Source organism: Arthrobacter endolithicus, assembly GCF_026627425.1.
Lineage (GTDB): Bacteria > Actinomycetota > Actinomycetes > Actinomycetales > Micrococcaceae > Arthrobacter_M.
Window position 1 is genome coordinate 113017 of sequence record NZ_JAPNLH010000004.1, and the last position, 18864, is coordinate 131880.

General features: G+C 64.4%; 11 protein-coding genes. 5 read left to right on the top strand and 6 right to left on the bottom strand.

The genetic code is table 11. From position 1 onward, the window contains the following. Positions 1-43: 43 nt before the first annotated feature. Positions 44-2125, top strand: a complete 2082-nt coding sequence (locus OS914_RS05045; protein WP_267544974.1) for a serine/threonine protein kinase — start codon at positions 44-46, stop codon at positions 2123-2125. Between the two features lie 6 nt (positions 2126-2131). Here OS914_RS05045 and OS914_RS05050 read toward each other — a convergent pair whose 3' ends face one another. Next, positions 2132-3043, bottom strand: a complete 912-nt coding sequence (locus tag OS914_RS05050) for a TIGR01777 family oxidoreductase (protein WP_267544975.1) — start codon at positions 3041-3043, stop codon at positions 2132-2134. A 100-nt stretch (positions 3044-3143) separates the two neighbouring features. On the opposite strand from OS914_RS05050, the gene OS914_RS05055 reads away from it, so the two are divergent. After that, positions 3144-6791: a S41 family peptidase gene (locus tag OS914_RS05055; protein ID WP_267544976.1), complete on the top strand. Its 3648-nt coding sequence runs from the start codon at positions 3144-3146 to the stop codon at positions 6789-6791. 224 nt (positions 6792-7015) lie between these two features. Here OS914_RS05055 and OS914_RS05060 read toward each other — a convergent pair whose 3' ends face one another. The 5 genes from OS914_RS05060 to OS914_RS05080 form a co-directional block, all read right to left on the bottom strand. Beyond that, positions 7016-7444 (bottom strand): OsmC family protein, encoded by a 429-nt coding sequence (locus OS914_RS05060; protein ID WP_267544977.1) that lies wholly within the window; start codon positions 7442-7444, stop codon positions 7016-7018. Between the two features lie 127 nt (positions 7445-7571). Further along, the gene (locus tag OS914_RS05065) at positions 7572-9305 is read right to left on the bottom strand and encodes an HNH endonuclease signature motif containing protein (protein WP_267544978.1); all 1734 of its coding nucleotides are present in this window, start codon (positions 9303-9305) and stop codon (positions 7572-7574) included. Positions 9306-9434: 129 nt separating this feature from the next. After that, on the bottom strand, positions 9435-11255 hold the full coding sequence (gene sucB, locus OS914_RS05070) for a 2-oxoglutarate dehydrogenase, E2 component, dihydrolipoamide succinyltransferase (RefSeq protein WP_267544979.1): 1821 nt from the start codon (positions 11253-11255) through the stop codon (positions 9435-9437). 130 nt (positions 11256-11385) lie between these two features. Beyond that, positions 11386-12768, bottom strand: a complete 1383-nt coding sequence (gene lpdA / locus OS914_RS05075) for a dihydrolipoyl dehydrogenase (RefSeq protein WP_267544980.1) — start codon at positions 12766-12768, stop codon at positions 11386-11388. A 302-nt stretch (positions 12769-13070) separates the two neighbouring features. Next, positions 13071-14591 carry a leucyl aminopeptidase gene (locus tag OS914_RS05080; protein WP_267544981.1) on the bottom strand — a complete coding sequence of 507 codons (1521 nt, stop codon included), beginning with the start codon at positions 14589-14591 and terminating at the stop codon, positions 13071-13073. 301 nt (positions 14592-14892) lie between these two features. Between OS914_RS05080 and OS914_RS05085 the strand changes: the two genes are divergently transcribed. The 3 genes from OS914_RS05085 to OS914_RS05095 all read left to right on the top strand — a co-directional run bounded on the left by OS914_RS05085 (position 14893) and on the right by OS914_RS05095 (position 18739). Continuing rightward, positions 14893-15819: a proteasome assembly chaperone family protein gene (locus tag OS914_RS05085; protein WP_267545078.1), complete on the top strand. Its 927-nt coding sequence runs from the start codon at positions 14893-14895 to the stop codon at positions 15817-15819. Positions 15820-16009: 190 nt separating this feature from the next. After that, positions 16010-17389: an MFS transporter gene (locus OS914_RS05090; RefSeq protein ID WP_267545079.1), complete on the top strand. Its 1380-nt coding sequence runs from the start codon at positions 16010-16012 to the stop codon at positions 17387-17389. Positions 17390-17476: 87 nt separating this feature from the next. Next, the gene (locus OS914_RS05095; RefSeq protein ID WP_267544982.1) at positions 17477-18739 is read left to right on the top strand and encodes a DUF4192 domain-containing protein; all 1263 of its coding nucleotides are present in this window, start codon (positions 17477-17479) and stop codon (positions 18737-18739) included. Positions 18740-18864: the final 125 nt, after the last annotated feature.

An 18864-nucleotide genomic window follows, 5' to 3' on the forward strand; every position in this document is an offset into this window, starting at 1 on the left:
GATAACTTCTGCGGTCCGGCTGGATTTGGGCTATTCCTGAGGTATGGATAGTTTCGGCCGGGATGACGCCGCCAGGACCGGGGTCGATGACGCCGCCAGGACCGGGGTCGACGATGGATTGGCAGCCGGGTTCGACGACAGACTGGCAGCCGGGTTCGACGACGGACTGGTTGCCACCCCTGTCCTGCCGGGCTACCGTTCCGAGCGGCTGCTCGGCACCGGGGCAAGCGCGCAAGTTTGGTTGGTCCAGCATGAAGGAACCGGCGAACTCCTGGCGGCGAAGTGCTTCCCGCCCGTCGTTGCAGATGTGGAAGCTGCAGGCGTGGCAGCTACAGGCGTGGAAGCTGGAAGTGTGGAAGCTGGAGGCGTGGAAGCCGCAGACGCGGGCGCCACGGGTGCGGGCGGGAACGCCGGTGGTGCCGCAGTTGCCGGAGTCGCCGGGCCGGGAGTTGCGGGCCCACTAAATGCGGCACCTGGCTTATGTTCCGGCCCGGCATTGCTGCGCGAACTGCGTATCCTGGGAAATTTTAGCCACGAACACCTGCTCACAGCCCGGGGCGTCGTTGGACTGTCCGGCAGCTGGCGCGGCGGTAGAGCGCTGCTGATGGACTATGCACCAGGCGGATCCTTGGCGGGTCTGGTCGCCATCCGCGGGCGGATCAGCGTTGGCGAGGCCGTCACCGTCCTCACGCCGCTGGCCCAGGTGTTAGGTTACCTGCACGGCGAGGGTGTTGCGCACGGTGATGTTTCCCCGGGCAATGTGCTCTTCAGCGCTCAGGGCAAACCGATGCTGGCCGATTTTGGCGTCGCGAGAATGGTGGGCGAGGCCGGGCGGCCCCAATTCGGGACCCCGGGATTCTTTGCAGCAGCCCGCCGCGATCCGGAGTCCCGAAGGCCTGGTGGTACCGCCGAGTTCGATGATCCCCTTCGCGATGGTCCCCTTCGCGGTGATCCACTCAGTGATCAACTTCATGGTGATCCCCTTCATGGTGATCCCCTTCACGGTGATCTCCTACGCGGTGATGCCGACCTGGCTTTGGATACCACGGGCGATGTGTATGCAGCCGCGGCCGTAGGTTGGTATGCCCTAACCGGGCAAGTGCCCGGGGATACGGACTCTCGGCCGCCGCTTTCGGCCTTCGTGCCGGGCGTGCCGGAGGAGCTTGCTGCCGCCCTCGAAGCAGGATTACAGGAGGCTCCCTCACGGCGCCCCACGGCGATGGAATTTGCCCAGGCCGTGTACCGCAGCGCGCCGGCTGCGCCCATCGATCTGTCCAGCGCAGTTCACCCCAGTGTCCTCCCCGACCTGCTGACGCGTCGAAAGGTGCGGGCGCCGCGCGCCCGCTGGTACAAGCCGGGAGACTGGCTCAGCCGGCCCTTCGCTGCCGGTCCACACCTGCCATCAACTCGGCAAGACGGCAGGGGAATCGACCGTGCCCGGGACCGCAGCCACCGGCACAGGGACCTTCGCGGTGGCAATCATCCGCGCAGGAACAGTCGGGCCGTGGCGGTGGCTGCTGGTGGACGACATCATCTGCGCAGCAGGACCGTCCGAGGGATCCGTGCGGTTGCGGCTGCGCTGGTCCTGCTGCTGCTGGCGGCGGCATGCATGCTGATGTGGGGGACGATGCCGGCGGGGCCTCTGGCGCCGGCAGACGTCGATACGGAAGCTGTACCACCGCACGATGCGCTGCTGTCCTTGGCGGTTCCGGACAGCATTCGGATCAGGCTCGCATCCAACGCCCCCTCAGAAGCCCTCGGTGCCCTGGCCTGGCTGCGGTCCTACGCCTTTTCGTCCGGACAGCCCAACATGCTGCAGTTTGTTAACGTCAGCGGTTCGCCCGCCGCGGCAGCGGACGGGGACGTTGCCGCGGCGCTTGAGCAAAAGGGGCACGTGCTGAGCGGGTTGGAAAGCCAGGTCCTCAACGTCACGGAATTGGCAGACGAGCTTCCCGATTCAGCGGAGCTCAACGCCACCACAGTGACCAGCGGTTTCGCCGAACAGGACGGGCAGGGCGTGGTGGTCCGGACGCAACCCGACGCCGTCACACAGCAGCTGTTGTTTGTGCTCCACCGGGAGCAGGGGCGCTGGCGGATCGCCGAGGTTCACCAGCCCCGCCCATGACGTGCGCTAAATCACGGTGGATTCTTCCGGGCCGCCTACCCATGCCGCCACGGCCGCCGCCGTCGGATGCTGGAAGGTGAATCCGTGCTCGAGCAGCACCCCGGGGACCGCGCGGGTGCTGGTCAGCAGCGTTTCCTTCGCCATCTCCCCCAGCAGCGTGGTCAGGACCACTTTAGGTACACGCAGACGTGACGGCTTTCCGAACGCCTTCCCCAATTCCTCGACCAGCGCCCCGACCTGGGCCGGCTCGGGCGCGCAAAGGTTCACCGGCCCACGGATTTCGGTCCGCAGTAGGAATTCCATCGCGGCGACGTCATCCGGAAGGGAAATCCATGGCCAGTACTGCTGGCCGCTGCCGAGTGGACCACCGAGGCCGAGCTTCAGAGGCAGCAGCAGCTTCCCGATCGCACCTCCGCGGCGCGTCACGACGACTCCAGTGCGCATGACGACCGTGCGGACCTCCTGGGGGGCGGCAAATGCGGCGTCCTCCCAGCGGCGGCAAATATCGGCCAGCAAAGAATCTTCCGCCGAAGGAAACGACTCGTCGACGGATGTTGAATCGGCCTCGCCGTAGTATCCCGTTCCAGATTGGCTGAGGAAGACCGACGGCGGATTCTGCATCCGCGCCATGGCACGAACCAGGGTCCTGGTTGGATCTACCCGCGATTCATAGAGCGTTTCAACATAGCCCCGCGTCCACGGGCGGTTGGCCAACCCCGCGCCGGAAAGGTTGATCACCGCGTCGATGCCCTCCAGCCGACGCGGATCCAGCTCTTGCCGGGCCGGGTCCCATTGCACTTCGTCCGGCCTCTGTGCCGAACGACGAACGAGTTTTATGACGTGGTGACCGGCGCGGGTCAGGGCCAGGCTGCTCGCCGAGCCCAGCAGGCCGGAGGCGCCGGAGATTAGGATTCGCATGCGTTCATCACATCACGGAGTCCGCCCGGGCGAAAGACCGGCAGATGCAGCTCTTCTTCCTTCCTGCAGGCCCCTTTGGGGGTGTGGCTAAGATCGGACAATGACCACTTCCAGCTATTTCCGATTTCCGCACGTCCACGCAGACATGGTCACGTTCGTGGCGGAGGACGACGTTTGGGTGGCGCCGCTGGGTGGCGGCCGGGCGTGGCGGGTGTCGTCCCTTCAGCTCCCGGCAAGGAACCCGCGATTCACCCCGGACGGCAGCCACCTGGTGTGGACGGTGATCCAGGGCGCGGCGCCGGAGGTGGTGAGCTCGGCTGTCAACGGCGGTGGCTTCCGCCGCCTGACGTATTTTGGGCATCCGAGCACGAAGGTCAAAGGGTTTACCGCCGCGGGGGATGTCTTGGTGACGAGCGCATTTGAGCAAGCAGAGAGCCGTCATACCTGGGCCTATGCAGTGAAAACAGATGGGGCCAGTCGCAGCCTGCTGCCATACGGCCCGGTAGAATCCGCCGCCTTCGGCCCGGAAATCGGAGACGAGCGACCCGTCGTCGTCTCTTCCGTATTGTCCCGCGAACCGGCATGGTGGAAGCGGTACCGCGGCGGCACCGGCGGGAAGCTGTGGATCGATGCCCATGGATCGGGAGAATTTTCCCGGCTCGTGCCCGGGCTGGACGGCAATTTAACCGATCCCATGTGGATTGGGGACCGCATTGCATTCCTCTCCGATCACGAGGGATACGGCAATGTCTACTCCGTCCGGCCCAACGGTGACGGGCTGCAGCGGCACACCGACCACGAGGGGTTCTACGTCCGGCATGCTGCAACGGACGGACAGCGGGTAGTTTTCGAGTCTTCCGGCAGTCTGTTCCTATTGCCCAGCCTCGATGCCGAGCCGGTCAAGCTGGAGATCACGCTTGGTTCGGCATCCACCGGACGCCGACCGCGGGCGCTGAACGTCGGCGAGCACCTGGGTCAGATCATGCCCGACGAAACAGGCAGGGCCAGTGCATTGGAGGCCCACGGCACGGCGCATTGGTTGACGCACCGTGACGGTCCGTCACGGATTCTGGAGGCAGCTCCCGGCGTTCGGGCCCGTCTGGTCCGGCCGCTGGGTAGCGGGAAGGTGATTTACGTTGCCGATCACGGCGGCGTCGAGGCGCTTTACCTCAAAGACATTACTGGCGGTGTATCAGAGAAGTCCGCAGCTGCGCTGCCCGGGAACGAGAGGACCGGTCAGGAGCCTGCGGCAGACAGTTCCGGCGCAAGCGGTACTGGCCGCCCGGCGGCAGCTACGCCCCCGGCCCCGCAGGACGAACTGCCGCGGCCCGTCTCGGCCGCCGCTGTCAGTCAGGACAGTGCGGCAGCTGCCGCACTCCCGGCGCAGGAGGTCGATGCCCCGGACTATGACCCGCGCCCGGGTGGAAAAGGGGCGACTGGGCGCCCGCCGGTGTCACCAACCGCGGACGGTGCGGCAGCCTGGGCCAGCTCCGCAACGACGACGGACGCTGGATACCCGGCCGTTCCTGGCACATCGACGAAGCGGATTGATTTTGCGGGCATAACCCGCGCCAGTGAGATCGCCGCGAGTCCGGACGGCCGATTTGCTGCCATCGGAACCGAATTCGGCGCCGTGCTAATCCTGGACGTTGCAGCGGAAACCCTGCGCGAGATCGCCAGCACCGACGCCGGAGCAATTGGCGAACTTGTCTTCAGCCCCGACTCAGCCTGGTTACTGTGGGCGGAACCCGTAGGTGCCGATACCAGCCGTTCCCGGATACGGCTGAGCAGAGTTGGTGACCCCGTTAGGGAAGACACCGTGGGGGAAGACTCCGCTGGGGACAACACAGCGCGGATCATCGAACTGACCGATGGACGGTTTGCCGATCACGGTGCTGCTTTCACCCGGGACGGCCGCTTCATCGCATTTTTGTCACAGCGCAGCTTCGATCCCGTCTATGACACACACGGATTTGATCTCAGTTTCCCCTCCTCAACCAAACCGTTCCTGATCGCGCTGGCCACCAATACGCCGTCGCCCTTTGGCCCTTCAGTGGAAGGTACCGAGGCCGAGCCGGACGCCATGACAGCTGCCGGCGACGAGCCGCTGGAACTGGTGGTCCACGCGCAGGGCATTGCCGACCGGCTCATTCCGGTGCCGGTTCCGCAGGGCAACTACGAAAAGCTCAGTGCGGCGGACGGAGCGTTGCTTTGGCTGGCCGGTGCGGGAGAAGGTGTCACAGGCGACGGTCGTGCAGTGACAACGGACGAGCCGACGGCCCAGCGGCTGGAACGGTTCGATATTGCCAAGCGCGAGGTCAGCACTCTGGTACCGACGGCCAGCGCCTATCGCGTGACCGGGGACGGCAAGCGGGTCCTGGTGGTGCACGAGAACAAGGTTCGTGTGGTCCCGGCGAACGCGAAGGTGGAGGAGAGCGCCCCGGAGAGTGTCACCGTGGACCTGAGCCGCGTTCGCGTCCAGCTGGAGCCGCTGAAGGTATGGGGCCAGGCGTTTGACGAAGCGTGGCGCCTGCAAAGGGATTTCTACTGGACTGCCGACATGGCAGGGATCGACTGGCAGGGTGTTTACGACCGATACCGGCCGCTGGTGGAGAAACTGGGCTCCCACGATGACCTGGTGGATTTGCTCTGGGAAATGCACGGGGAACTGGGGACCTCGCATGCCTACGTCACGCCGAAACCGGTCACCGAGGTGGACGCTGGCCAGCAGGGGAGGCTCGGCGCTGATCTGAAGCGTACCGACCAAGGCTGGGAAATTCAACGGGTCCTTCCCGGAGAATCGTCGGATCCGCAGGCCCGTTCGCCATTGACCGCGCCCGGTGCCGGTGTGCTTCAGGGCGATGTAATCCTGCGAATCGACGGCGAGGACGTGCCTGCAGAAGGACCCGAAACGCTGCTGGTCGGCGCCGCGGAGAAAACCGTGGAACTAACCGTACGGAACGGCCGCGGGCACGCTGGAGCCGCGAACGACGGCGGCGCGGGCGCGGTGCGCCGGATCGCCGTTGTGCCGATAAAGGATGAAGAACGGTTGCGCTACCAGGACTGGGTGCTGGGAAATCGCCGAACAGTGCGGCAGGCATCCGCGGAGCGGTTCGGCTACCTGCATGTTCCGGACATGCAGGCCCGCGGCTGGGCCCAACTGCACCGCGATCTGGATACGGAAACGGCCCAGGACGGGCTGATTATGGACGTCCGCCGAAATCGTGGTGGCCACACCTCGCAGCTGGTGGCAGAGCTGATCGGCCGAAAGATGACCGCGTGGACACACGCTCGGGGCCTTAAGCCGGGCATCTACCCCGCTCAGGCACCACGCGGTCCGGTGGTGGTCCTCACCGACGAATTCGCCGGCTCCGACGGGGATATCATCACTCAGGTGGCTAAACTGCGGGGGATTGGTCCCGTTGTTGGCATGCGGACTTGGGGCGGTGTCATAGGAATTGACGGAAAGTTCGCATTGGCCGACGGCACTGGAGTGACTCAGCCGCGCTATTCCTTCTGGTTCAGTGGGGGAGTCGGCTGGAAGGTGGAAAACTATGGCGTCGATCCGGACATCGAGGTGCCCTTCCCACCGCACGCCTATGGCGACGGGTCCGACCCGCAGCTGGAGTATGCCATCGGTGTGCTCAAGGAAATGCTCGCCGAGATTCCCACGCAGACGCCGCCGCCGCTGAGCGGATATCCCAGCCGGGCCCCCGGCGCTTTGCCGGACCGGCCGCGGCGCCAGTAGCGCCGGACCCACTGCTCACACTGTGGTGCGTTGTCTGCGCCCAAGCTAAAAACGTGAGCATGGACGCCCGTCGTGATGGTCCATGACCATTTGGCGGGGCATACGGGCCAGCGTGTGTTGTCCCCCTACGCGTCGAAGGCCGCGATTCCCCGAGGGGACCGCGGCCTTCGAGTCAGATCTTCCCGACGGGGGGAGAACCCCATGCGGAGCGCCGGTGGCGCGGGTTAAGACTCCAGCGAGGCCGTCAGCGTAATATTGACGCCAGCCAGTGCCGCAGAGACCGGGCAGCCGGACTTTGCGTTGTCGGCAATACGCTGGAAGTCTTCTTCGCTGAGCCCGGGAACCTTCGCCTTGAGCGTCAAGTGGCTGCCGGTGATGCCTTCTCCCGGCTGGAAGGTCACATCGGCGGTGGTATGAACCTCGTCGGGAGTCTTACCTTCTTCGCCCAGCATGTTGCTGAATGCCATGGAGAAGCAAGCCGAATGAGCGGCGGCGATCAATTCTTCCGGGCTGGTCTTGCCTTCAGCCTGCTCCGAGCGAGCCTTCCAAGTGACGTCGTAGGTGCCAACGCCGGAAGTATCCAGCGTGACCTGCCCGGAACCACTGGGCAAATCGCCGTTCCAGACGGTATGGGCTGTGCGTGTAGTAGCCATGCTAACTCCTAGGGTAGTTGGTGCTGCCAGTAGGCTGTGGAACTTTGCCGGTACTGGCGGCGGATGTTCCAATACGTCCTTACTGTCCCACCCTATGCTGTGCGAAGAGACTTCGCACAGGCCGGCCCTAGAAGGGTGGGGGTTGGGGGTTTTTGGTGTAGGTCCGGCCGGTGGGTGAGGTGTGGATGAAGGTGCCTGGGGTGGGTTGGCTGACGGTCCAGCCGGTGCCTGGGTTGTCTTTGAGGTGGTGGTCTGTTGTGCAGAGTGGGCCGAGGTTGGTGTCGCTGGTTTCGCCCAGGGGTACGGGTGTGCCGTCGGTGGCGTAGGTTTGCCGGTAGTAGGGGATGGTGTGGTCGATGTCGCAGTCCCTGGCGGGTTTGTCGCAGCCGATGCCGCGGCAGGTTTGGTCCCGGGTGATGATCCAGCGTTTGAGGTCTGCGGGCGGGTCGTGTTGGCGGCGTCCGATGGAGAGGATGGTCCCGGTTTCGGGGTCGGTGAGGATCCGTAGCCAGGATGTTGCTTTCCCGGCCAGTAAGCGGGCGGTCTCGAGGGGGATTGGTCCGTAGCCGTCGAGGACGGCGGGTTTGTCTTCGACGCCGAGGAGGGTCAGGACGGGCACGGTCACGGCGATCTGCGCCGGCGCCCACCGCCGACCGCGTACCAGGCCGCCCCGGGCCCCGGTATGGGATCCGGCCGCGTCAGCCCGGCCCAGCCCGGCCCTGCCAGTGTTGGAGCTGCCGGTGTTGGAGCTGCCGGTGTTGGTGGTCCCGGTGCAGGTGGTACGGGTGTTTCCGGGACCGGTCTCAGGGACCGGGGCGGTCTCGGTGTCGGTGCTGGCATCAGTGTCGGTGTCGGTGTCGGTGTCGGTATCGGTGTTGGGGTTGGTGGTGGTGTCGAAGATGTCGGTGAAGACGTCGGCGCGGTATTCGTTGATGGCGCGGGAGGGTTTCCCTCCGGGTGTGGACGCGGTGGTCGGTTCGCCTTCTTGTTGCGCGCGGTGGGCCCAGGCGTCGATGGTCTCGTAGAGCCGGCGGGCATCCACGGCGGAAAGGTGCGCGCCGATGTCGGCCATGCCATCGGCTTGCGGGGTGAACCAGACATCACGGGTGGTGCGGGCGCGTTCGAAGCGGGCGGTAAGGGGTTCGGGATCGAGTTTCTCGGCCATGACCCGGGCGTGGCGTTCCAGTGCTTTCGGTGTCAGGGACGGTGCGGTCCCGGCGATCGCGGCATCGACCCGTGGCCATAGGTGTGCGGGGGTGGTGGCGAGGCCGGTGAAGATCGCCTGCACCCGTGCTTTGTCTAGGATCCCTTGTTCGTGCAGGGCCAAGGTGGCCGGGAGGAGCTGGGTGAGGTATTCACTCTGGTCCATCAGCCGTTGCGCGGCGAAGGAGCTCAGATGCAGGACGGCACCGATTTCCGCGGCGGCGTGTTTGGAGCGCTCGGAAATCCATTCGGACCGGGCCGGGACCGTGGAGCGCCGGGGTGTTTCCTCCGGCAGTGGCGGACGAACGGTCGCGAACGCCGCGACGGCCCGGGCCTGGACGGCTTGGGCCCAGGAGATCAGTTTCCCGGCGGCGCCGGCGTAATCGAGGAATTCATCGGCTCCGCCGCCGGCGGGATTCAGTTCAGCCAGGGCCGTGGCCGCCGCGATCGGGTCCAGGGCCGCGGGGTTGTCCTCCCGCGTCAGGGCGGCCAGCAACGCGCGGGGACCGGCCTGCGGGTGCCTGAGGTCCTTCTCGGTAACGTATTTGGCCGGACCCCAAAACAGCTCCGGCAACCCGGCATCATGAACGTTCCGGGCATGTCCGGGAGCCTCGAGGAATTCCTCCAGAAGCGCCTCAAAACCCCGACCGGTTCCCATACACCAATCATATCCTAACCAATCACCAATTAGAATACTTGAGTCGAACAAATATACGACGGAAGTAGAACGCCGATGGGCGCCCTTCCTGAATGGAAAGAGCGCCCATCGGCAGTGGCTAACTGGGAGTTAGAGGCCCAGCTCCGACTCGAAGTTTCCTTCTTCCAGGCGCGCCCGCAGTGTCTGCAGGAAACGTCCGGCGTCGGCGCCGTCGACCAGGCGGTGGTCGTACGTCAAGGACAGGTACATCATGGAACGAATCGCGATGGTGTCGTCTCCGTCAGGACCGGTGATCACGACCGGCCGCTTCACGATGGCACCGGTACCGAGAATCCCGACCTGCGGCTGGTTGATGATTGGCGTGTCGAACAAGGCGCCCACGGAACCGATGTTGGTGATGCTGAACGTTCCGCCGGAGAGCTCGTCCGGGCCAATCTTATTATTTCGGGTCCGGGACGCAACGTCGGCAATCTTGGCCGCCAAACCGGCCAGATTGAGGTTGCCGGCATCGGCGATGACAGGAACCAAGAGACCCTTGTCCGTATCCACAGCAATCGCCAGGTGCTCGGCGTTGTGGTACGTGATCTCCTGCTTGTCCTCGTCATAGGCAGCGTTGACCTTCGGGTGCTGCTTCAGGGCCTCGGCGACAGCCTTGGCAATGAACGGCAGGAAGGTGAGCTTGACGCCGTTCTGAGCCTGGAAGGTACCCTTCGCCGCCGTACGCAGTTTGGCGATCTTGGTCATGTCGACCTCGTGCACCTGCGTCAGCTGAGTGGAAACATCCAAGGATTCGCGCATACGACGGGCGATGACCTGCCGGATCCGAGGAGCCTTCTGGACCGTACCGCGCAGCGAGGAGGCCGGAGCACCTGCAGCGGCCGGGGCTGCAGACGAAGCCGCAGCCGGGGCGGACGGGGCCGCCGCGGGGGCAGCGCTGGGCGCCGGTGCGGCTTTCGCCTCGGCAGCAGCAACGACGTCCTGCTTGCGGATGCGACCGCCGACGCCGGTGCCGGTGACAGCTGCCAGATCGACTCCGTGCTGGTTGGCCAGCTTGCGGACCAACGGAGTGACGTACCCGGCTTCACCGCCATCAGAGGGTGCCGTGGTCTTGGCTGCCGAATCCTTGGCCGCAGAAACCGTAGGGGCCGACGCCGGAGGTGCAGAGGGTGCAGCAGAGGGAACCTCAGCTTCCGGTGCGGGAGCCTCGGTGCCTGCACCCGTTTTGGGAGCAGCCGTATCGACGGGCTTCTGCTGGGTTTGTGTAGAATTGGCATCGGCAGCCGGCTTGGCCTCAGGGGCGGGTTCGGACGCAGCGGCCGCGCCGGATCCGATGACGGCGAGCACGGAGCCGACTTCGGCGGTCTCGTCCTCGTTGACGCGGATTTCCTGCAGCGTTCCTGCCACGGGGGACGGGATCTCGGTGTCAACCTTGTCCGTGGAGACCTCAAGAAGGGGTTCATCGACCTCAACGGAATCGCCCACCGCCTTGAGCCAGCGGGTCACGGTTCCTTCGGTCACGCTCTCGCCCAATGCAGGCAGAATGACGTCGTGCGTCTCGCCGCCACCGGACGAAGCTCCATTATCGGGAGCGACAGGTTCACTCTTCGCGGCGGAAGAATCCGAACCGATCGGAGCGTCAGCGGAAGGCGTTGTCGTCTCGGCAGGGGAAACGTTCGCTTCCGGCGCTGCAGCGTCTTCGGTCGCTGCCGAATCACCGCTGCCGATGCGCACCAGCGGGGCGCCGACCTCTGCCGTCTCGTCCTCGGCAACAAGAATTTCCTCGATCACACCCGCGATCGGAGAAGGGATCTCGGTGTCAACCTTGTCGGTTGAGACTTCGAGCAGGGGCTCGTCTACCTCAACCCGGTCACCAACCTGCTTGAGCCAGCGAGTGACGGTACCTTCGGTGACGCTTTCACCAAGGGCGGGTAAGTTCACGGATTCAGACATTTCGTCCCCGTTCTCCTTTATCTGCAATGCGAATTGATAGCGGTATTTCTACGCCTGAAATACCGCTGGGAATACTGCTTTGAGCTTAGTGCACCCGGTGCGGAACACCGGGTGCACTAAGCAAGTGTTACTAGCCGTGCAGCGGATGGCCGGCCAGGGCCATGGCAGCCTCGCCCAGGGCCTCGTTTTGCGTGGGGTGCGCGTGGAGCAGCTGCGCGACGTCTTCGGGGTAGGCTTCCCAGTTGACAATCAGCTGAGCCTCCCCGATCTGCTCGCCCATGCGTGAACCAATCATGTGAACGCCGACGACGGGGCCGTCCTTTTCGCGGACAAACTTCACCAGGCCACCGGTACCGAGAATGGAGCTCTTGCCGTTGCCGGCCAGGTTGTACTCGACGCTTTCGACCTTGTCGTCGCCGAACTTAGCCTTGGCTGCCTTTTCGCTCAGGCCCACCGACGCGATTTCGGGGTCGCAGTAGGTGACCTTGGGGACGTTGATGTCCTCAACAACCACCGGACTCTTGCCGGCGATTTCCTCGGCAACGAAGATGCCTTGCTGGAAACCGCGGTGCGCCAGCTGTACGCCGGGGACAATATCGCCGACGGCGTAGATGTTGCCCACACCGGTGTGCAGGCGTTCGTTGGTGATGACGAAGCCGCGGTCCATCGTGATACCCGCCTCTTCGTAGCCCAGGTTGGCGGTGGAGGGCCCGCGGCCTACGGCGACGAGCATCAGATCTGCCTCGAACGTCTTGCCGTCGACGAGAGTCACCTTGACGCCGTCGTCGTTCTGCTCCACGCCCTGGAAGAAGGTGCCGGTGCTGAACTTGATGCCGCGCTTCTTGAAGGTGCGCTCAAGCACCTTGATGATGGCAGCGTCCTCGTTCGGCACCAGCGAGGGCAGGCCCTCGATGATGGTGACGTCAACGCCGAAGGACTTCCAGACCGAGGCGAATTCAACGCCGATCACGCCGCCGCCAAGGACGATGACGCTCTTAGGCAGGTAATCCATGGTCAGGGCGGTGTCGGAGGTAATGACCTTCCCGCCGATTTCCAGTCCCGGCAGGCTGCGGGAGTAGGACCCGGTGGCCAGAATTATGTTCTTGCCGGTGTAGGCGGTTCCGTTCACCGTGACGGTGTTCTCGGCGGTGAGCTTGCCCTCGCCTTCGATGACGGTGATGCCCTTGCCCTTGATCAGGCCGCTGAGGCCCTTGAACTTGCCGGCAATGATGCCGTCCTTGTAGGCATTGACCGCCCTCATGTCAATGGAGTCAAGGGTGACGTTGACGCCGTACTTCGCAGCGTCGCGGGCATGATCGGCGAGTTCCGCAGAGTGCAGCAGCGCCTTGGTGGGGATACAACCGTTGTGCAGGCAGGTTCCGCCCAACTTGCCTTTCTCGACAAGTCCAACAGTGAAGCCCAGCTGGACGGCACGGAGGGCTGCGGCATAGCCGCCGCTCCCAGCCCCGAGAACCAGGATGTCAAATTCTTGCGCAGCTGCCTGATCGGCCACTTAGACGCTCCCTCGCGTATCGGTTGACGCGCATAGCCGCGCGCCTTCTTGTTCACTACTTTGTTCACTGCTTTGTTCACTACTGCAACTAAACAACGTGGTCTGACGTACCTGCAGTGCCGGATTTCTGTGCAGCGACGAATCCAGCAGGCAGACTTTCAGCCTTCACCTTATCGTCCACAGTAACCATGCTCCACCTGCGGGACGCGCAGATGACGGCGTTGTGTCGAGTTTCACGATTCTGTGTGAGTGACCTGTCACGGCCGGCGGTCATCATGCCGCCGGCCGTAAGGGCTGCCGGATCAGGCCGTTCGGGCCAGCACGTCCTCCACGTACGCGACCAGCGTGCGCACGGCAATGCCGGTGGCCTGCTTGGGCGTGTAGCCGAAGGGAGCCCCTTCATTGAAGGCCGGTCCGGCGATGTCCAGATGCGCCCACGGAATTGTCGAGCCGTCCTTGGCCTTGCCGACAAACTCATTTAAAAACACCGCGGCTGTCATCATGCCGCCCATTTTCTCGCCGATGTTGGCCAGATCCGCAACCGGGGAATCCAACGACGGACGCAATTCCTCCGGCATAGGCATGGGCCAGAACAGTTCCCCGGCGCGGTCGGCAGCGGCCTTCACCGCGGCGCTGACGCCGTCGTCGCCCATCACTGCAGACACCCGGTTCCCCAACGCGACCACCTGCGCTCCGGTCAAGGTGGCGACATCCAGGATGGCATCAGGGTATTCCGCGGATGCCGCCGCGAGGCCGTCGGCCATCACCAGGCGTCCTTCGGCGTCGGTGTTCAGAACCTCGACGGTCTTGCCGCCGAACATGGTCAGCACATCGGAGGGGCGGATGGCCGTTGCCGAGGGCATATTCTCGGCAAGGCAGAGCCACGCCGTCAGCTTCACCGGCAGGCCCAGCTCGGCGACGGCCAGCAGGGCGTTGAACACCGCGGCCGCACCTGCCATATCGCATTTCATGGTCATCATGCTGCCGGCGGGCTTGAGGGAAATTCCACCGCTGTCGAAAGTGATGCCCTTCCCCACAAACGCCAGCTTAACCTTGGCCCGGGCCGGTGCATACTCCACCTTGACCATCCGCGGCGGGCGGGAGGACCCTTGGCCGACGCCCATGATCCCGCCGAAGCCCTCGCGTTCCAGCCGCTTTTCGTCCATCACGGTGACCTTGACGGGCAGCCCCTTGGCCAGATCCTTCGCCGCCTCCGCGAACGTCTCAGGGTAGAGATGGCTAGGAGGCTCGTTGACCAGTGAGCGGGTCGCATTGACGGCCTTGGCGACAATGGAAGCGCGTTCCAGAGCCGGTGCCAGCGCCGGGTCCTCCGCTGCCGGGGTGAAGATGGTGATGGTCCCGACGTTGGTCTTCGCGGCGTCAGCGGCGCGGTGACCGGTATAGGAATAGGCACCCAGAGCGGCACCTTCAGCAACCGCGGCCGCCTGACCCACCGTCGTCGTCGGAAGGGCGACGGCGACGGAACTAACGCCGGCGAGCTGCCGGATGGCGGACCCGGCCGCGCGGCGCAGCGCCTCTTCGCTGGTCTGGTTATCGGTGAGCTTACCGACGCCGGAGAGCACCAGGACCTGGGCGCCGACCTCGGGGACACCGGGCAGGCGACGAACCTCATCGGCGGCACCGGTGATGCCTAGAACCTGCAGTGATGCTGCCAGCGCGTTAGCGGCCTTCGCGGGCAAGGGGTTGTCTAAAAGCACGGGTCCATTGCTGCCTTGCCCGACGCCGACCACCAGGGCCTGCGAATCATCCTTTTTGAGGTCTTTGGCTATGGCACGGAGAGTTACTTCATGATTTTTGAACACGAATACTGATCCTCGCTGGTTGTGGGTGGTTACCGTTTGCGGCGTTGAATAAGATCGTAGTCCGAGGAAGCGCACGGACGGCGCAACGGCGGGTCGCCGCTACGATAAACGAGGGCCGAGATGGCCGGCGCCGCCCCGGGGCCTTGGACGCCGGAATGTTCGGGGTAGTCAGGACGTTCTAACAACTAGTAGCGGTACTGGGCTGATAACGCTACGTCACATGTCTGCCAGCAGGCGGACCAGAACGCCGGGCCTTGGTTCGTGGAGGAAGAAAGTGAAAGACATCGAGTACACACCGTTTATGGAGCCGTCCGGGCTGTACGCCCTCAACGACGCGCTGTTGCAGCAGGAGGATCTGCGCGGACTGAATATGCTCATGGGTTTTTCCGGCTTTTCCGACGCCGGTCAGGTCGTCTCGCAGATCACCACTGAATTGCTTGGGCAGCTGGAAAGCGAGCCGGTGGCATTTTTCGATATCGATCAGCTCATCGATTACCGCTCCCGCCGTCCGCGGATCACCTTTGCGCAGGACCGTCTGACCGATTACCAGCAGCCGCGGCTGGCGCTGTACCGGATGAAGGACGCGCTGAATAAGCCCTTCCTGTTCCTGACAGGTAATGAACCCGATCTGCAATGGGAGCGGTTCACCGGTGCGGTGCTGAAGCTGGTTAAACGCTTCGATGTCAATCTGGTGGCCTGGGTGCACTCCATCCCGATGCCGGTCCCGCACACGCGCCCGATCGGCGTGACCGTGCACGGCAATAGGCCCGAGCTGATTGAAGGAATCTCGACCTGGCAGGCCACGGTGGACCTGCCGTCCGCCGTCGGTCATCTGCTGGAATTCCGGCTGCAGGAGGCGGGCCGGAACGTGGCCGGTTACGCAATCCATGTTCCGCATTACCTAGCCGACGCCGAGTACCCGCCGGCCGCCGTCGCCGGACTGGAGCACCTGGGCGCGGTGGCATCCCTGATGCTGCCCAGCGAACGTCTGCGGGAAGCCGGACGAGACGTGGAGCGCCAGATCGCGGAGCAGACGCAGGGCTCCGCAGAGGTCCAGGCCGTGGTGCATAACCTGGAGAGTCAGTTCGATGACCGGGCCCAGGGAATGGCGCGCCGTTCGCTGTTGGCGGGCGAGAATGACGAGTTGCCGGACGCGGATACTTTGGGTGCCGCAGTAGAGGCCTACTTGGCCAGCCAGGAAAAGGAGAACGACGGCGGCGGCTCCTGAGCGCCGGCCGGCCGCGGTCGGGCTCCGGTAACGGTCGCGGTCGGGCTCCGGTAACGGTCGCGGTCGGGCTCCGGTAACGGTCGGGACGGAGGTCTCCTGCGTGTTGCCCACCTAAGATGGTGGTGTGAAAACCAGTGGGAGCGGAACCGGCTTTGGCCAGCAGAGAAGCACAACACAGGGGCACGGCGCCGTGTCCCGCGGTGGGTACGGCCGGGCCTGGTTCGTCTGGGGCGTTGGAGTGTTCGCCTATCTGATCGCCATAACGGCACGGACTTCCTTTGGCGTCGCGGGGCTGGAAGCAACGGCCCGCTTCGGGGCTACCGCCTCCGCGCTGTCGGCCTTCACCGTGCTACAGCTGCTGGTTTACGCGGCGCTGCAGATACCCGTCGGGGTGTTGGTTGACCGTTTCGGCCCGCGGCTGATGATCGCATGCGGTGCAGTGCTGATGTGCCTGGGGCAGGTCCAGCTGGCTGCGGCGACCTCAGTCCCGGCCGGCATCGTGGGCCGGGTGCTGGTGGGTGCCGGAGATGCGATGACGTTCATTGCCGTCCTGCGGCTGATCCCGGCCTGGTTTCCCGCCTCCCGCGTCCCGTTATTAACTCAGCTGACCGGACAGCTGGGCCAGCTGGGACAGTTGATCAGTGTGATCCCCTTTGCGCTGGTCCTGCATGCTTTCGGCTGGAGCCCGGCCTTTTTGGGTGTTGCCGGACTCTCGCTGCTGGCCTTCGTGCTGGCGGCAGCGTTGCTGCGCAACCAGCCAGCGGGCGAGCCGGATGCCAGGACGGCCCACGGCCTGAGGGAAACCGCTTCAGCCATCACCAAAGCATGGAAACAGCCCGGCACCAGGTTGGGTATGTGGAGTCACTTCACCACCCAGTTCTCCGGCACGGTTTTCATCATGACGTGGGGCTACCCCTTTCTGGCCTCCGGGCAGGGGGTCGACCCGGCCGTGGTGACGTTGCTGATGAGCCTGTTCGTCGTCGTCGGCATTATTTGTGGGCCGCTGTTGGGCGGCTGGGTCGGCCGGCATCCGCTGCGGCGATCCACCATGGTGTTATTGATTGCCGCGGCCATCGCCGTCGTGTGGCTCGCCACTTTGCTGCAACCTGGAAGGTCTCCGTTGTGGCTGCTGCTGGTGCTGGTGCTGGTGCTGGCGTTGGGTGGCCCGGCATCGATGATTGGCTTCGATTTCGCCCGGACCTATAATCCCTCGCATCGGATGGGCACGGCGACCGGAATCGTCAATATTGGTGGCTTCTGTGCCTCCTTGCTCACCATGTATGTTGTGGGATTGGTGCTGGACCTACTCAATAACAGCGGGTTCTCCCACGGTGACCTGTATTCACTTGATTCCTTCCGGATAGCGCTGTCCGTGCAGTTCCTTGTCCTGGCGGTGGGGGTAGGGGGAGTGCTCTCCTGCCGCGCAGCGGTGCGCAAACAGATGGCACTGGAGGGCTTTCGGCTGCCTCCATTGCGCGCAGCGCTTTCGGATAACCGGCGACGACGGCGGCAGTACCGCGCGGAGCAGCGTGGTTCGCGGGGCGGGGACAGCGGAAAGACCTCAGACTAGCCCTGCACAGGCTCTTTCACCGGGGTTCGGTGCACAATCGGCAGTTGGCCTCTGGGCGCGGCGGCAGGGCGGACGGACAGTTAAACCATGACTACCGAACAGCGCCTTTCCATCAGCTCCGGAGAAGATATTCTCAGCTACATACCGCATGCGGTGGGCTACTGGCCCACCAACAGCCTGGTCTGCCTCACACTGGCCGCCGGGAGCGTCGGCGCCACCCTCCGTGTGGATCTTCCCCGGCCCGGGGACGCTGGGCTGCGCGAGTTCGCCGATTACATCTGCTCCACACTCGGCGCGGACGAAGCCGCCGACGGTGTGCTGTTGGCCATCTTTGGCGGAACTGACTGGCAGCTGAAGGGACGTACTCCGTACCGGGAGATGATCAGAATGCTGGACCGTTCTTTGGCCCAGGCGGGTATGCCGGTGCGGGAGAAGTGGTATCTGGGGCCCGAGTATTGGCGCAATTACCTCTGTATGGACGGAGCATGCTGCGGCTGGCCTGGGCGTCCGTTGGAAGACATTACCAATAGCGCTTTGAATGCGGAATTGGTTTTTCGTGGCAGTGCACTGGTGGATCCCGCAGACCGGGCGGGCTCCGCAGTTGTGACCCCTTCGGATGTTGACGTGGCGGCCGTGCAACGGAAAGTGCACCAACACCACGCAGTGCTGGCGGGGCGGGAGCGGGAACAGGAGCAGTTCGTGGCAGTGCTCCAAACCTGGGAGCTGGCACTTCTTCGCTGGCCGGAACCGCCGAACGCATCCACTGCTGGCTACCTGCTGGCATCGTTGCAAAGCGTGACCGTCCGGGACTCAATACTGGTCCTGGCTAGTGTCAATGCCCGGCTGGCATTCGAAGGGGCCCTGGCCTGTGGCCTGCTCACTGACTCGGAGCATGGTGTGGCAAGGCCCGCGACCAGGAGACCCAGCCGGAACGAGCAGGATGTACTGCGGCGAAGCTTCAGCAGATTGCAGGATGCCCATGGGCAGGATGTGGCCGTCCAGGACTTCGGGCCAATCCTCATGGGAGAGGGATCAAGCGACCCGGATTGGAAAAAGCTCGATGCGGCGGACGAGCTGTTGACCTACCTGTCCCGGTCGGGGACTGCCGAGCCGCGGGCGGCCGTCCTGACTATGTTGGCGTGGACTCAATGGTGCCGGGGACGCGGTTCAAGCGCGGATGCCTTCCTCCAGTTGGCACTGCGGGAGGTCGGCGGCTACCCACTGGCGGTGCTCCTGGAGGAACTGATCAGCCGCGGCTGTATCTGTAACTGGGCTCGGAACCGGCGCACTTCCTGGCGCAGGACGGCCCGGATTCCAGCCAACGGCCGGGAAGGATATCGTTCGCAGTGAATTATCGTGAGAGACTGGAAGCCGCGACCCGGTTGGGTCCGTGATTCACCTCCATTGCGTTTGTAACGTGCAGTTGCCGGGGAAACTCCTCACACCGACGGGAACAATGTCGGCTTGCTGGTAGT